Here is a 14,461-nt window from a genome sequence, read left to right on the forward strand (position 1 = left end):
CGGGCGAATCCAGTAGCATCCGAGAGTGATCCAACGACTTGCCGAATTGTGGGAAGCGGCACCGCCGGCATTCTGGCTGCTGCTGGCGGCGTGCGCCTACTTCGCCGTGATGGCGGTGCGGCTCACTGTCATCGACGTCCGGCACCACCTTCTGCCGAACCGGATTGTTTTTCCCTCCTATGGCATAGCCGGTGTGCTGCTGCTAGGGGCGGTGGTGACGCTCGCGGCGGCGGACCCCTCAGGGCTGCCCGACGGCGCTGCCCGCCTTTTCGGCGTACCCGCACTGAGGATTGCGGCCGGGGGAGCGGTGCTGTGGCTCTTCTACTTTGTGCTGCGGCTGGTGTACCCGCCCGGCATGGGGTTCGGGGACGTGAAACTCGCCGGTGTCCTGGGGCTGTACCTGGGCTACCTCGGCTGGCCGCATGTTTTCGCAGGGACGTTCGCCGCGTTCCTGCTCGGCGGCCTCTGGAGCATCGGCCTGTTGGCACTGCGGCGCGGAACCCTCAAGTCGGCCATTCCGTTCGGTCCGTTCATGCTGGCCGGAGCGGCCGCGGCGATGGTCCTACTGCCTGCCTGACTGGCACCCCAACCACGGCGCGAACGCACAGTTGAGCCCCGGGGCACGGCGCGAACGCACACTTGAGCCCCGGGGCACATGCCCCGGGGCCCACCAAAGCCGTGCCAAGCGGCAGGTCAGCGGCGCTGGCCGGCCAGCTCACCGTCGTCGTCCTTCACACCGTCAGCGGAACGAACTGTCGGTTCGAGCATTGCCGGTTCACGAACGGCGGCCTCGCGCAGGGCGGCCTCAAGAAGCTCGGCTTCCTCGCCGCGCGCCACCATGCCTGCGGTGTCCGAGAGCGGGATCTGCTTCAGCGTGATGGCCAGGATCAGTGCGACGGCGATGAACGGGACGAGGTACGAGAACACCGGCGCAAGGGAGTCGACGTAGGCGTTGACGCGGCCAAATTGCCGGTCATGCCCGACAGAGAACGCCAGCGGCCGCCCGCCTTCGCAACAGAAGGTGGGCGGCCGCCGTCGTACTTTTTGTAAATCAGGCCTTGTGGGCCGGAGCCGTCATGGTGGTGACGTCCAGTGCCTTGTCCAAGTCGGCCTCGGAAACCTTGCCTTCGCCGTCGCCGACGAAGCCGAGCTTCTCGGTGGCCTGGCGGACGGTCAAGCCCTCCTTGACAGCGGTCTTGGCGATCTTGGCGGCGTTTTCGTAGCCGATGAACTTGTTCAGCGGGGTAACGATGGACGGCGACGCCTCGGCGAGGAAGCGGGCGCGCTCGACGTTGGCGGTGATGCCGTCGATCATCTTGTCTGCCATGACGCGGCTGGTGTTGGCCAGCAGGCGGACAGACTCGAGCAGGTTGGCGGCCATGACCGGGATGCCGACGTTCAGTTCGAAGGCGCCGTTGGTGCCGGACCAGGCGATGGCGGTGTCGTTGCCGATGACCTGGGCGCAGACCATGATGGACGCCTCGCAGATGACGGGGTTGACCTTGCCCGGCATGATCGAGGAGCCCGGCTGCAGGTCCGGAATGGCGATTTCGCCGAGGCCGGTGTTGGGGCCGGAGCCCATCCAGCGCAGGTCATTGTTGATCTTCATGAAGGAGATCGCGATGTTGCGCAGCTGGCTGGACGCTTCGATGAGGCCGTCGCGGTTGGCCTGGGCCTCGAAGTGGTCGCGGGCCTCGGTCAGCGGCAGGCCGGTGTCGGTGGCGAGCAGTTCGATGACGCGCTCCGGGAAGCCTGCCGGGGTGTTGATGCCGGTGCCCACGGCGGTGCCGCCGAGGGGCACTTCGGCCACGCGGGGGAGCGCGGCGTTGATGCGCTCGATGCCGTAACGGACCTGCGCGGCGTAGCCGCCGAATTCCTGGCCGAGGGTGACCGGGGTGGCGTCCATCAGGTGCGTGCGGCCGGACTTGACGACGTCCTTGAACTCAACGGCCTTGCGCTCCAGCGATTCGGCGAGGTAGCCGAGGGCCGGGATGAGGTCGTTGATCAGGGCCGAGGTGGCTGCAACGTGGACGGAGGTGGGGAACACGTCATTGGAGGACTGCGAGGCGTTGACGTGGTCATTGGGGTGGACCACCTTGTCGCTGCCGGCAGCCTTCAGGGCGCGGGACGCCAGCTCGGCGAGGACCTCGTTGGTGTTCATGTTCGAGGACGTGCCGGAACCGGTCTGGAAAACGTCGATGGGGAAGTCGCCGTCGTACTTGCCCGTGGCCACCTCGTCGGCAGCGTCCGCGATCGCCTTGGCCAGCTCGCCGTCGAGCACACCCAGTTCAGCGTTGGCCTGGGCAGCGGCCTTCTTGACCCGGGCCAGCGCCTCAATGTGGGCGCGTTCCAGGGTTTTTCCGGAGATCGGGAAGTTCTCGACTGCACGTTGCGTCTGCGCGCGGTACAGGGCGTTCACGGGGACGCGGACTTCGCCCATCGTGTCATGTTCAATGCGGAACTCTTCAGTGGAAGTCATGGGGCTAGCTTAGGACGCCCGGGCGCCGCATCGAAAACCGTGAACGGCTTGCTACAGACGGCCCGCCCGGGCGCTTTCAGCCCGCTTCTAGAGGTCCCCGATTCCGGAAACAAGCTCCGCGTGGCCCTCGCCGAGGCTGTACGAGAGCCCGATGACCGCGGCCCGGCCCGACTCGATTGCGTCCGAAATCACACGTGAGCTGTCCACGAGGCGCTGGGAGGTCTGCTTGACGTGCTCCACCACCATGTCGTTGACCTCCGTCTGCTCGTTCCGCAGGGAGGTGAGGACCGACGGCGTGATGCGCTCCACGAGGTCGCGGATGAAGCCCACAGGCATCTGGCCGGTTTCGACGGCGGATTTCGTGGCACTGACCGCGCCGCAGCTGTCGTGGCCGAGCACCACGATCAGCGGCACGCCGAGCACGCCGATGCTGTACTCGAGTGAGCCCAGGACTGCGTCGTCAATGACCTGGCCCGCGGTCCGGACGACGAAGACGTCGCCGAGTCCGACGTCGAAAATGATTTCAGCGGCGAGCCGCGAGTCCGAGCAACCGAAGATCACCGCGAAAGGGTGCTGGTTCTCCACCAGCGAGGACCGCCGGGAGGCGTCCTGGTTCGGGTGCGAGGATTCACCGGTTACGAAGCGTTCGTTGCCTTCGCGCAGACGGCGCCAGGCCAGGGCAGGAGTCAGGTAAGTTGTCACGGCCCCACCTTACGGTGCGGGGCTCGCCGAGGGGGAAACGGTGACAGCAGGGTTACTTTCCAGGGACTTGACGACGGCGGCAGCCAGAACCGCGAATTCCTCCAGGTTGGCGTCTCCCGCCAGGACCACGGTGGAACCGCGGTAGGCGAGCACCATGCTCTTTTCGCCCTTGCCGGTGTCATGGAGTTCCCATTCCCTGCCGCCGGCGTTGCGGGTGCCGGTGACCGGGGCGCTCTTGGTCTGCTGCACGAGCCAGGTGGGGTTGGCCTTGCTGGTCTGTGTCAGGCCGATGAATTTTTCCTTCGGGGTCACGTACCCGACCTCCCAAGCCGCGACGCCCGTGCCCGAGGCCGCCGCCCAGCGGGCGTAATTCGGGCGGAATGTGTCACCCGCCGCGGGGGCCACCGGTGTGAATCCCGCCACACCCTTGGCGTTGCTGGCGACGGCGCTGACGTCGATGTTGGGCCGGAAGCCGTCCGACTTCGGGGACGGATTCATCAGGACGATAGGCAGGAACGCAGCGACGCTTACCAGCAGGGCGATGATCATTCCGATCACCGAGGCATTCGCCCGTTTTGCGGCAGCCGCGGGGATTATCGGCTTGACGGGCTGGCTGGCCGTAGCTGGGGAGGGGGTGGAAGCCTGCGCGCGGCTCGAAGGGGCGGACTGGTCCTGCATATCACTCACCCTTCTATAGTCGCCCATGCGGGGTCCGAACTCACATTCGAAGGCGGCAGCGGTGAGGCCGGCCGTGCGTTACGAGGCGGGGTCATTCGCCGCCCAGGGTCCCGCGGCGGCGACTATGATCAGTTACAGAGGAATCACCGCGATGGTCGACCCAGGCCTTGCGGGTCCAATGATCGCCACTCGAAGAAGAGGTTCACGTGTCACCAGCGTCCATCACCCAGAAGTACTCAACGCTTTCCCCGTCGCTCGCCGTCGGAATTGACGAGCCGGACCGCAACCTCGCCCTTGAACTTGTCCGCGTCACTGAAGCCGCGGCAATCGCCGGCGGCCACTGGGTGGGCTTCGGCGACAAGAACAAGGCGGACGGCGCGGCCGTCGACGCGATGCGTTCCTTCCTTCAGACCGTCCACTTCAACGGCGTCGTGGTCATCGGTGAAGGCGAAAAAGACGAAGCCCCGATGCTGTTCAACGGCGAACAGGTTGGTGACGGCACCGGCCCCGAGTGCGACGTCGCCGTCGACCCCATCGACGGAACCCGCCTGACCGCACTGGGCATCAACAACGCCCTGGCTGTCCTGGCCGTCGCCGAGCGCGGCTCCATGTTCGACCCCTCCGCCGTGTTCTACATGGAGAAGCTGGTCACCGGTCCTGAAGCCGCCGACATGGTTGACCTGCGTTTGCCGGTCAAGCAGAACCTGCACCTGATCGCCAAGGCCAAGGGCGTGAAGGTCAACCAGCTCAACGTCATGATCCTGGACCGTGACCGCCACCGCCCGCTGGTCGAGGAAATCCGTGAAGCCGGCGCGCGCACCAAGTTCATCATGGACGGCGACGTTGCAGGTGCCATTGCGGCTGCCCGTTCCGGCACCGGCGTTGACGCCCTCATGGGCATCGGCGGAACCCCGGAAGGCATCGTGGCGGCGTGCGCCATCAAGTCCCTGGGCGGCGTGATCCAGGGCCGGCTGTGGCCCACCAGCGACGACGAGAAGCAGAAGGCGATCGACGCCGGCCACGACCTCGATCGGGTCCTGTCCACCAATGACCTCGTCACCAGCGACAACTGCTACTTCGCCGCCACCGGCATCACGGACGGCGATCTCCTCCGCGGCGTCCGTTACAACAAGGAGAAGGTCCTGACGCAGTCAATCGTCATGCGCTCCAAGTCCGGCACCATCCGCTTCGTGGACGGCGAGCACCAGGCCAGCAAGTGGGAAGGCTACGCCCGCAAGAGCTAGCCCCTCCGCTTTCCCAGCGCCCTCCTAGCGCGAACGAACACTTGAGCCCCGCATCCGCCATGGATCCGGGGCTCAAGTGTTCGTTCGCGCTTGTTTGCGAGCCGATCGACGCTCAGGTTCCCGATGCCTGGCGCCGAAGCCGCCCCTGCAGCGTTGCCCTGACCTTCTCGAGAACGAAAGGCTTCTCACCGTCGAGGTCATCTTTGAAAATTCTGAGCTCGGTCCAGCCGAGGCGCTCCGTGGTTTCCTTACGCTTCCTGTCACGGGCGGCTTGGACCGGATCCGAATGGTGCGCGCCGTCGTATTGCAGCGCGAGTCGGTATTGCGGATAGGCGGCGTCGGGCCAGACCGCGGGCTGGCCCCAACCATTGCGGATCACATGGTTTAGAACTGGTTCGCCAAGCTTGGTGCGGGCAAGAACCAGGCGCATTCTGGTCTCCTGCGGGGAGTCAGCCCCAACGCGGATCTCGGAGAGTGCGAGCCGCGCCGTCTTCATGCCCCGCATGCCCGGGTGCGCCGCAATCATGCGCCGCAGGTCATCGATCGTGGCCAAGGGAGTCCTTGGTTTCGGGAAGTCCGGCCCGTGGGCAACCACCACCGAGTCTCCTGCGGCGATCAGCTCATCAACACTGAGAAGGCCGGCCAGATCAAGCCACGTCCTGGCCGGTGAGGTAACCCGGACGCCGTGGTGCATCACCACCTCGCCGGGCTTGAAAGTCATCCGGTGACCAATCACGTTGCGCCGCCGCGGCTGGCTTCCGTCCCGGTCACGGGCAACATGGATCCGCCAGTCCTCCTGCATCCAGCCAGGAAGGCCAAACTCCCAGATGCGGGCGCCGGAGTGGTGGGTGAGGGTGGACTTGTCATCCAGCGCAGTGTAGGCGCGCAGGTTCGCCGGAGTCGTCGCATCCCCCTGCAGTGGAACGCGGATCCCGCGTGAAGGAATGGCTACATCAGGTTTCCGCTGACGCCGCCGGGACACCCCCGCGGCAGCGGCGTGGGATGAAGTGAATGATCCTCCGAGCAAGTCACGGGGAAGCGGCGAGAGACCCATGCTTCAGTGTGCAACGGTCGAAGAGTCCATTGGACGTTATCCACAGGAGCATCCCTGCTTTTAGCGCGAACGAACACTTGAGCCCCGGAAATTTCCGGGCAGCGGGGCTTAAGTGTCCATTCGCGCTCAGGGGGTGGGGCTTAAGTGTTCGTTCGCGCTCAGGGGGTGGGGCGCTTGATGAGGGCCTTGATGCCGTCGCGGAGTTTGCGGGCCACCTGGTAGGCCGCGTAGCGGGGCCGGTTGACGGGCAGGTCCCAGGTGCCGGGGTAGGCGATCTCGCGCCCGCCGAAGGACTTCTTGAACGCGGTGAACCCTGCCCACTTGTGGTCGGGCTGGTCGGCGGGGGCCACGCCCCACAGGTCCACGTGCTTCAGGCCCTTCTCCTGGGCATCGGCCATGAGCGTCACCAGCAGGGGAATGCCCGCGCTGAGCTTGCGGTGGGTGTCATCCATGGCCGCGTGGGCGTACGTCCGGGTGTCCGCCGAATCGTAGGCCAGCGCTGCCGCCACCGGGCCACCGTGCAGATCGGCGATGAACAATGTGGCCGCGCCTGCTGGCATCAGGGACTGGGCCACCTGCGTCAGGTACTCGTCGCTCTGCGGTTTGAAGCCGTTCCGCCGTGCCGTCATGTGCAGGAAGTTCAGGAGCACACGGATGTCCTCGGGATCCTGCGTGCTGCGGAACGTGACGCCCTTCTTATGGATGTTCCGGTACAGGTTGCGGTTGACCGGCTTCATCTCCGCCAGGACCTCCTTGAAGTCCCGGTCAAGGTCCACGATCCAGCTGAGTTCGGGCTGCTGGTTGACCGGGGCAGGCTGCAGGCCACGGCTCCGCAGTGCCTCGGGCGCGCCCTCAGGATCGAGACCCGCAGTCACCGGCTCGATCCGGATGAAGACGGCGCCGCAGGACTTCGCCAGTGCCCGGAGGGCCACCAGTGCGGCGTCGAACGCCTCAACCGACTCGGCCACAGGCCCATAGGGCGCATAAAGGACCTTGCCCGCGGGGTTCTTTTCCTCGATGGCCAGGAAACTCCAGCCGGGACCGGATTGCCGGTGCACGTGGCGTCCCAGTGACTTCTGGAAGTCCTCCCAGGCTTTCGTTTGCAGGAAATACTCCACAGCGGTCAGGCCTTCATCGAGGTGGTCACGGCGAAGGCCACGGCGTTCTCCGTGGCCCCGGACACGGGATGGACGTTGACGGGAGCGTCGGTGTCCGGCAGGAAGGCACTTGCGCCGTGGCCCAGCTGAAGGTCGCCCTTCGGCGAGTCAAGGATCACGGAACCGGCAACGACGATAACCACCGCGGCGCCCGACTGTGCCAGCGGAACAGGCTCGCCGTCCGGCTGCAGTTCGATCCGCTGGAGCTGGAACTCGCGGAACGGCGGGAAGTACAGTTCCTGTCCGAGTTCGGAGGTTTCCCGCTGGAGCATGGGAACGTCCACCGATTCGAAGGCGATCGTGTTCAGCAGCTCGGGAATGTCGATGAATTTGGGCGTCAGTCCGCCGCGGAGCACGTTGTCCGAGGACGCCATCACCTCGACGCCGAGGCCGTGCAGGTAGGCGTGGACTTTGCCGGCCGGGAGGTACACGGCCTCACCGGGTTTGAGGGACAGCCGGTTCAGCAGGAGCGAGATCAGCACGCCGGGATCGCCGGGGTATTCGCTGTTGAGGCTCAGTACCGTGGAAAGCTCGAGCTGGTATGGGGCCAGGGGTGCGCCCGAGGCCAGCGCGTCGACCACCCGGGACGTGGCTTCCCTGACGGCCTCGCCCCCGGCGATCAGCCGTTCGAAGGCCGACCTCAGCGCCGTCACCTCCTCAGGCTGCGAGAGGTCGTCAATGACGTCCTTCAGAACCTGCGGGACACCGTTCCCGGGGAGCTCAAGGCAGCCGGCCAGGTGGAGGAAGATGTCGCGGGACTTCTTCGGTTTCCGGAAACCGCACAGCGACTCGAACGGAGTCAGCGCGAAGATCATCTCCGGCTTGTGGTTGTCGTCATGGTAATTGCGGTTTGCTGCGTCGGCCGGTATGCCGGCGGCGTTTTCGCGGGCGTAACCGGCCCGGGCCTGCTCAAGGCTCGGGTGCACCTGCAGCGACAGCGGCTTGGCGGCGGCGAGGAGCTTAGCCAGGAACGGCAGCCGCGGACCGAACTCGGCCACCGAAGCCGCGCCCAGAAAATGTTCCGGGTCCTCGCCGATGAGTGCGTCCAGGGGCGTCGTCGTGCCGTCCGGCCGGATGGCCACTGACGGCGAGTCAGGATGGGCACCGATCCACAGCTCGGCTTCCGGACCGCCGGACTCCGGCCGGCCGAGCAGGCTGGCTATCGCCGTCGTTGATCCCCAGGCATACGGCCGCAGGACATTCTCTATCTGGTACACGCCTGGTGTTCCCCCTTTTTTGATGTACGTATTGCTCAAAGCGTGCTGCGGCTATTGCTCAAAGCGGTGCACACTGGCCGTTGGTGGCCACGAGGTCGCGGATAGCCTGCTCGTTGCCCTCACGCTTGAACTGGTTCAGCATCGCTTCCGTGATCGGTTCCCCCTCAGGGGTGGTGGTCACCGGGGTGAAGTCCGACGACGACGATGGTGACGGTGAGGGGGTGGTGGCCGGAAGGCCCGCCAGGGGACCTGCCGCGCCTGCGGCGGAGAGCCTGCCGGGCACGGAACCCGACTGCACCAACGTGTCCTCCAACGCGGGGTCCCCCGGCGCGGCGGCCGGCGACGATTCGGAGCTGGCGGACGCGAGCAGCTTCTTGACCCGGTCATGGATCTGGTCGAAGTCGGGCACCGTGGAGAAGGACGCGTCGAAGTCCGGCGGGCCGATGGTGAGCCGTTTGATGTCCTGGCCCTTGGCCTTCATGGCCAGATCCACGAAGCTGCCGAGCTGGCTGGCGGAGACGTTGGAGTCCACCACCTTCGTGCCGGCGTTGGCGATGTCCTCGAATTTCGCCAGCAGCGTTGCGGGGTCCAGCTGTTTCAGCATGGCCTGCTGGACGCACTGCTGCCGCGCGATCCTGGCGTAGTCGTCCACGAATTCCCGGGACCGGCCGTACCAGAGGGCGTGGTAGCCGTCCAGCTTCTGTTCTCCGGCCGGAATCCAGCCCAGGGGCATCCCGTGGATGCCGTTGGCCTCGTCAATCATGTCGCCGCTGATGGGCACCCAGCCGCCGGCTTTGATCCGGATGCCGCCCATCGCGTCAATCAGCTTCGCGAAGCCGTCCATGTCCACCAGCACATACGCCTGCACGGTGATGCCGAGCGTGCCCGAAACCGCTTCCAGGGTGGCCTGCGCTCCGGGATCGGCGACACCGGGGTAGAGGTCCTTGTGCTCGTTCGTGACCTCGGTGTTGATCGCGTTGATGAGGCATTCGTCGCCGCAGTTGTAGCCTTCAGGATAGATCTTCCGCATGGGCGAACCCTCGCTGAACTGGGCGTTCTGCAGGTTGCGCGGCACGGAAATGATGGCTGTCTGGCCGGATTTGGCGTCCACGCTGAGCACCGACAGGCTGTCCGGGCGCCGGCCGGTCCGGTCTGCACCGGCGTCGCCGCCCATCATGAGGAAGTTGTAGCGGCCGTCCACCGGGTCGATGGCCGGCCCGCCGGCAAAGATGCTGCCGATGGCATTCCGGCTGACGTTCAGCAGGTAGGCGGCGTACCCCAGCGATCCGCTGCTCACCACCATGGCGAGGACAAGGACAACCACGACGGCGGGCCGCATCCGGGTGGGCAGCAACACCGGCCGGATAAGCCGCAGGGTGTTGACGAACAGCACCAGCCAGCCCACTGCCAGCGCGGCAAGGATAAGGACGATGAGCAGCGACGCAACCGGATTGGTGATGATGTTGATCAGCAGGGTCCGGTTGGTGAACAGCAGTACCAGGGCAAGGACCACGAGCAGCCAGGCGCTGAGCGTCACGCGCAAGGCGATCCGGCCAAGCTTGCGGTCGCCGGCCACGATCTGGGCGCTCCCGGGCACCAGCAACGTGAGCAGGATCAGCAGGAACGCGCGCTTGGTCCGGACAGGTTCAGCAGCGCTCGACGGGTTGCGGACGGGATCCGTCAGCGGGCCCTGGGACGGCAGGTCGGTGTTGGACATCGCAGACCCTACCGGCCGCTCCGGAGAGCCACGTTTGCGTCGGAGAAGACTTCGTTGACTTTCTGGCGCAGGTTGGCGCCCTTCCGGCTCGCCACATCATTGAGTTCCTGGGCGAAGTCCAGGAGCTCCGTGCGGAGGCGGGCGGAGAGGTCATCAGTGCCGGACGCCAGCATGCGGACGGCGAGCAGGCCTGCGTTCCGGGCCCCCGCGATGGAGACCGTGGCCACCGGGACCCCGGCGGGCATCTGCACGATGGAGAGCAGGGAATCCATGCCGTCCAGGGTCTTGAGCGGGACCGGAACACCGATCACGGGCAGGGGAGTGACTGACGCCAGCATGCCCGGCAGGTGCGCGGCGCCGCCGGCGCCGGCAATGATCACGCGGAGGCCGCGCTCGTGCGCGGTCTGTCCGTAGCGGATCATCTCCGTGGGCATGCGGTGGGCGGAGACAACATCCGCCTCAAACGGAATGCCGAACTCGGCCAGGGCATCGGCCGCAGCCTCCATGACGGGCCAGTCCGAATCCGAGCCCATGACGAGGCCTACGAGGGGAGCGGGGGCACCGGTTTCCGGGGCTGCAGCGGATTCGTGGCTCATGGGGTCTCCTCGATGGTGCCTGATGCCGCGGCCGGCAGTCTGCCGTCGCGGATGATGTTCGCCACAACGGTGGCCCGCTGGCGGAGGGAATCAACGTCCGCAGCGGACGCGCCCACCAGGTTGACGTGCCCGATCTTTCGGCCGGGACGCACGGACTTGCCGTAGCAGTGGACCTTGGCGGCCGGTTCTGCCGCCAGCGCCGCCGGGAAGGCGGAGAAGAGGTCCTGGTTGTCGCCGCCCAGGAAGTTCTTCATCACGGCGACCTGGCCGAGGACGTCAGTCGCGCCCAGGGGCAGGTTCAGGACCGCCCGCAGGTGCTGTTCGAACTGGCTGGTGACGGAGCCGTCCTGCGTCCAGTGCCCGGTGTTGTGGGGCCGCATCGCCAATTCATTGATCAGGAAGCCGACGCCGCTGCCGGGCGTCTCGAACATCTCCACGGCCATGACGCCGGTGACGCCAAGTTCATTCGCGATCCGGAGGGCCGCCTCCTCGGCGGCCGCAGCCACCTCAAGCGAAATGTTCTGTGCCGGGGCGATCACTTCGTCGCAGACGCCATCCACCTGGATGGTGTGGACCACCGGCCAGGCGCGGGACGCCCCGTCCGGAGTGCGGGCAACGAGTGCCGAGAGTTCGCGGCTGAACTCGACCTTGGCCTCCGCGAGGAGCGGGCTCATGGCCTCGAACCAGTCGGCGGTCTCTGCGGCTTCCTCGGCGGAACCGACGATCCGCACGCCCTTACCGTCGTAGCCGCCGCGCGGGGTCTTGAGCACCACGGGCCAGCCGATCCGGTCCCCGAAGCTGACCAGCCCGGCGACGTCGTCCACTGCGGCCCACTCGGGATTGGGCAGCTCGAGGCGGTCGATGGCGGCGCGCATTACCAGCTTGTCCTGGGCGTTGACCAGCGCGTCCGGGCCGGGCTGGACGTTCACTCCGGCTTCGATCAGGGCATAGAGGTGGTCGCCCGGGACGTGCTCGTGGTCAAAGGTCATCACGTCCAGGCCCTTGGAGAATTCCATCAGGGCCGCGAGGTCCTTGTAGTCGCCCACGGGGGCATTGGGGACGGCGGAGACTGCGGATACGTCTTCGCCTTCAGCCAAAACACGGAGTTCAAAGCCCAGGGCGGTGGCGGCGGGGGCCATCATGCGCGCAAGCTGGCCGCCGCCAACCACGCCGATTACTGGAAAAGTCACATGTTCCAGCCTACAGAAAAGGAGCGCGGTTGCTGTCTTTCATGGCTGTGAAGCTCCCCAAGTCGCCCGATTTCGGCTGCGCAGCTGCGGATGGGGCCGTCCGGCGCAGGGACGCACTGAGGTTACTCCCGGGAAACGGCGCTAAAATGGAAGCTTGGCCCAACGGCCCCCACTATTCAGACGGCCACGGAGGGTCATGATTAACACACTTGCAGAGCGCATCCGGGGACTCGCCTCGCTTTTCTGGCGCGAGGTGGCGAAGTTCGGTGCCGTGGGCGGTGTGGCGTTTGTCATTGACAACGGGTTGACTTATTACCTGATGCACGGACCCATGACGGACAGCGAGGCCAAGGCCCGCTTTGTGGGCGCCAGCGTCGCCACCGTCTTTTCCTGGATCGCCAACCGTCTCTGGACGTTCCGGCACCGCCGCCAGGCCAACGTGCTCCGTGAATTCCTGATGTTCATCCTCATCAACGGCATCGGCATCGGCATCTCCACCGGCTTTACGGCCCTCGCCAAGTATTCCCTGGGCGTCACGGACAAGAACATGCTCTTCGCCGCTGGCGTCGTGGGCATTCTGGTGGCAACGGTTGTCCGCTTCTTCGCCTACCGGTTCCTCGTCTTCAACCAGGAACTGGACCAGGAACCGGAGTTCGCGCACGACCACGAGATCATCGAGGTGCACCACCACTCCGCCCAGCCGGCTGAGCGTGTCCTGGAACCGGACGTTGATGACCCCGAGCGGCCCGTCCGGCCAAGCTAGGCCCGGCCTTCCGGTCTAGCTCCGTCCGGCCGGGCTGGCAGCTCACTCGCCGTGGATGCGCTCGGCTGCCAGAAGCTTCTCCGTCAGCTCCACATCGCCATGGACCAGAACCACCGAACCGTCGCTCTTCCACGCGCCAAGGGCGTTGGCCAGCGCCGCCTCGAGGCCGTCGGCCGCACGCACCAGGAGCCTCGCGCTCGGCTCGTGGCCCGCGGCAAACTCCGCCAGGAGGGCCTCATGCCGGACGGCTGCCCCCTCTGAGCTGCGGACCGCGGGAGCACCCGGGTCGGGGTCATTGTGGGCCATGAACACGTCACCGTGGGAGCGGACCTCCGCGGCGTAGTCGAGAACTCCGGCGGGCAGGTCGCCCGGCCATCGCATCGCCAGGGCAGGCAGCGGAACTGCAACGACGGCGTCGAACCCGTCCTCTGCGGCGTCCGGCTCGGACGTGGCGAGCAGGTCCGCGTCGCCGGGTCCGAGCACCACTTCCATACCCAGCTGCCAGGCGGCGAGGGCCCAGATAATGGATTTCCAGTGTGCGGGCAGGTCCAGCCGCAGCCGCATTCCCGGCTCGGCGTCGAGTTCGTCCTGGAGCAGGTTGCTGGTCTTTGCGACCCAGTTGTCCAGCACGCGCCCGGAGAGTTCCACCCGCTCCGCGTCCGGGCCGTACCAGGTCAGGCGCGGTGAGGTGGAGTGGCCCGAGCGCAGGGCCGTCATCAGATCAGTGGCCGGGATGTTCATGGCTTCATCTTGCCACGCCTTTTGGCGTGATCTCCGGCACAACATTTTGTAACGTCCTTTGCCTTAACCACCCGACCGGCGGCAGAATTGCCGGAATTGCACGCGCGCCGGACGGGATACTAAGCTTGCTGTCAAATTCCGGGCGGGCGCCGGGCGGCGCGGGAAAAAAATTCCCGGGCGTGGCGCGCCTGCTGATCGGGCCCGGCATTGATTATTATTCCGTCGCGGCTTGACTCCCCCCTACTTACACGCGTGTAATTAGATATCGAAAAGCCGCGGCGAACTCTCGGGAACACCACGTAGTGTCCTGAACGTCGGGGCCGGGGGCCGCACTACTCAGGAGGGGACGCCATGGGGCAAGCGGAGCGTATGCATGATGATGCTGTTATGGCCGGCCAGGCCACAGCAAAGTACAGGTCTCGGGGGGTACCCAGCGACTGGTACGTAGATCCGGCTGATCCGGACGCCGCGGAGCGGTACAACAAGGACACGTCTGCCTCGCTGCAGGACCAGGCCACGGCCTTCCTGGCCCAGCATGACGCCCTCCAGAACGAGTCCCTGCTGGCCGGCCGGCCGGAGCAGGACGAGGACGATCTTGATCCCCCCATGGAGATCCGGAATCCTGGACCCTCCACCCTGGCCCAGCCGGTGTGGATCGGGTTGCCGCTGGGACAGGATTTCGACGACGAAGGCGAGCTTGGGTGGCAGACCGACGCGCTGTGCGCCCAGACAGATCCGGAGGCCTTTTTCCCGGAAAAGGGCGGTTCCACACGGGACGCCAAGAAGGTCTGCGGAGCGTGCAGCGTCCGGTCGCAGTGCCTGGAGTACGCACTGGCGAATGACGAACGGTTCGGGATTTGGGGTGGCCTCTCCGAGCGTGAGCGCCGACGGCTGAGGAAGCGAGCAGTCTAATTCTTCAGGAA

Annotated in this window: 15 protein-coding genes and 1 pseudogene; 5 read left to right on the plus strand and 11 right to left on the minus strand. The window is 66.1% G+C overall.

The annotated features are described in order from the left end of the window. Nucleotides 1–25: 25 nt before the first annotated feature. Complete coding sequence (locus QF036_RS07795; protein WP_307100707.1) at nucleotides 26–577, plus strand: prepilin peptidase; 552 nt, start codon at nucleotides 26–28, stop codon at nucleotides 575–577. 116 nt (nucleotides 578–693) lie between these two features. Here the strand turns inward: QF036_RS07795 and QF036_RS07800 are convergent. From QF036_RS07800 to QF036_RS07815, 4 genes and pseudogenes are all read right to left on the minus strand, one after another. Beyond that, a pseudogene (locus QF036_RS07800) lies at nucleotides 694–957 on the minus strand (MFS transporter); the annotation flags it as partial. A 94-nt stretch (nucleotides 958–1,051) separates the two neighbouring features. Beyond that, nucleotides 1,052–2,479 carry a class II fumarate hydratase gene (locus tag QF036_RS07805; protein ID WP_307100710.1) on the minus strand — a complete coding sequence of 476 codons (1,428 nt, stop codon included), beginning with the start codon at nucleotides 2,477–2,479 and terminating at the stop codon, nucleotides 1,052–1,054. Nucleotides 2,480–2,566: 87 nt separating this feature from the next. Beyond that, entirely contained in the window at nucleotides 2,567–3,181 is a 615-nt protein-coding gene (locus QF036_RS07810; RefSeq protein ID WP_003797999.1) for a carbonic anhydrase, read from the minus strand. 9 nt (nucleotides 3,182–3,190) lie between these two features. Further along, the gene (locus QF036_RS07815; protein WP_307105833.1) at nucleotides 3,191–3,859 is read right to left on the minus strand and encodes a DUF4245 domain-containing protein; all 669 of its coding nucleotides are present in this window, start codon (nucleotides 3,857–3,859) and stop codon (nucleotides 3,191–3,193) included. Between the two features lie 206 nt (nucleotides 3,860–4,065). Here QF036_RS07815 and glpX point away from each other — a divergent pair, with 206 nt between their 5' ends. Continuing rightward, the gene (gene glpX / locus QF036_RS07820; RefSeq protein ID WP_307100712.1) at nucleotides 4,066–5,103 is read left to right on the plus strand and encodes a class II fructose-bisphosphatase; all 1,038 of its coding nucleotides are present in this window, start codon (nucleotides 4,066–4,068) and stop codon (nucleotides 5,101–5,103) included. A gap of 112 nt (nucleotides 5,104–5,215) precedes the next feature. Here the strand turns inward: glpX and QF036_RS07825 are convergent, their stop codons facing one another. The 6 genes from QF036_RS07825 to QF036_RS07850 all read right to left on the minus strand — a co-directional run bounded on the left by QF036_RS07825 (nucleotide 5,216) and on the right by QF036_RS07850 (nucleotide 12,034). After that, nucleotides 5,216–6,157: an endonuclease domain-containing protein gene (locus tag QF036_RS07825; protein WP_307100714.1), complete on the minus strand. Its 942-nt coding sequence runs from the start codon at nucleotides 6,155–6,157 to the stop codon at nucleotides 5,216–5,218. Between the two features lie 158 nt (nucleotides 6,158–6,315). Further along, a complete protein-coding gene (locus QF036_RS07830) occupies nucleotides 6,316–7,275 on the minus strand; it encodes a lipid II:glycine glycyltransferase FemX (protein ID WP_307100716.1) in 960 nt (319 codons plus the stop codon). Nucleotides 7,276–7,280: 5 nt separating this feature from the next. Continuing rightward, complete coding sequence (gene manA / locus QF036_RS07835) at nucleotides 7,281–8,531, minus strand: mannose-6-phosphate isomerase, class I (RefSeq protein WP_307100718.1); 1,251 nt, start codon at nucleotides 8,529–8,531, stop codon at nucleotides 7,281–7,283. A 58-nt stretch (nucleotides 8,532–8,589) separates the two neighbouring features. Then, nucleotides 8,590–10,248 carry an LCP family protein gene (locus QF036_RS07840; RefSeq protein WP_307100719.1) on the minus strand — a complete coding sequence of 553 codons (1,659 nt, stop codon included), beginning with the start codon at nucleotides 10,246–10,248 and terminating at the stop codon, nucleotides 8,590–8,592. Between the two features lie 8 nt (nucleotides 10,249–10,256). Beyond that, entirely contained in the window at nucleotides 10,257–10,844 is a 588-nt protein-coding gene (purE, locus tag QF036_RS07845) for a 5-(carboxyamino)imidazole ribonucleotide mutase (protein ID WP_307100721.1), read from the minus strand. After that, nucleotides 10,841–12,034: a 5-(carboxyamino)imidazole ribonucleotide synthase gene (locus QF036_RS07850; protein ID WP_307100723.1), complete on the minus strand. Its 1,194-nt coding sequence runs from the start codon at nucleotides 12,032–12,034 to the stop codon at nucleotides 10,841–10,843. The genes purE and QF036_RS07850 overlap by 4 nt, the downstream gene beginning before the upstream one ends. Before the next feature lie 196 nt (nucleotides 12,035–12,230). Between QF036_RS07850 and QF036_RS07855 the strand changes: the two genes are divergently transcribed. Next, a complete protein-coding gene (locus QF036_RS07855; RefSeq protein WP_307100725.1) occupies nucleotides 12,231–12,797 on the plus strand; it encodes a GtrA family protein in 567 nt (188 codons plus the stop codon). A 42-nt stretch (nucleotides 12,798–12,839) separates the two neighbouring features. Here QF036_RS07855 and QF036_RS07860 read toward each other — a convergent pair whose 3' ends face one another. After that, nucleotides 12,840–13,538: a TIGR03089 family protein gene (locus QF036_RS07860; RefSeq protein WP_307100727.1), complete on the minus strand. Its 699-nt coding sequence runs from the start codon at nucleotides 13,536–13,538 to the stop codon at nucleotides 12,840–12,842. Between the two features lie 26 nt (nucleotides 13,539–13,564). Between QF036_RS07860 and QF036_RS07865 the strand changes: the two genes are divergently transcribed. Then, nucleotides 13,565–13,771: a hypothetical protein gene (locus tag QF036_RS07865; RefSeq protein ID WP_307100730.1), complete on the plus strand. Its 207-nt coding sequence runs from the start codon at nucleotides 13,565–13,567 to the stop codon at nucleotides 13,769–13,771. A 118-nt stretch (nucleotides 13,772–13,889) separates the two neighbouring features. Next, nucleotides 13,890–14,450, plus strand: a complete 561-nt coding sequence (locus tag QF036_RS07870) for a WhiB family transcriptional regulator (protein ID WP_307100731.1) — start codon at nucleotides 13,890–13,892, stop codon at nucleotides 14,448–14,450. Nucleotides 14,451–14,461: the final 11 nt, after the last annotated feature.

This window comes from Arthrobacter globiformis (assembly GCF_030817195.1).
Classification (GTDB): Bacteria; Actinomycetota; Actinomycetes; order Actinomycetales; family Micrococcaceae; genus Arthrobacter; species Arthrobacter globiformis_D.

Coding starts and splice junctions, on each gene's coding strand:
- QF036_RS07805 (WP_307100710.1), bottom strand. CDS start 2,479: ATGACTTCCACTGAAGAGTTCCGCATTGAACATGACACGATGGGCGAA.
- QF036_RS07815 (WP_307105833.1), bottom strand. CDS start 3,859: ATGCAGGACCAGTCCGCCCCTTCGAGCCGCGCGCAGGCTTCCACCCCC.
- QF036_RS07825 (WP_307100714.1), bottom strand. CDS start 6,157: ATGGGTCTCTCGCCGCTTCCCCGTGACTTGCTCGGAGGATCATTCACT.
- QF036_RS07840 (WP_307100719.1), bottom strand. CDS start 10,248: ATGTCCAACACCGACCTGCCGTCCCAGGGCCCGCTGACGGATCCCGTC.
- purE (WP_307100721.1), bottom strand. CDS start 10,844: ATGAGCCACGAATCCGCTGCAGCCCCGGAAACCGGTGCCCCCGCTCCC.
- QF036_RS07855 (WP_307100725.1), top strand. CDS start 12,231: ATGATTAACACACTTGCAGAGCGCATCCGGGGACTCGCCTCGCTTTTC.
- QF036_RS07860 (WP_307100727.1), bottom strand. CDS start 13,538: ATGAACATCCCGGCCACTGATCTGATGACGGCCCTGCGCTCGGGCCAC.
- QF036_RS07870 (WP_307100731.1), top strand. CDS start 13,890: ATGGGGCAAGCGGAGCGTATGCATGATGATGCTGTTATGGCCGGCCAG.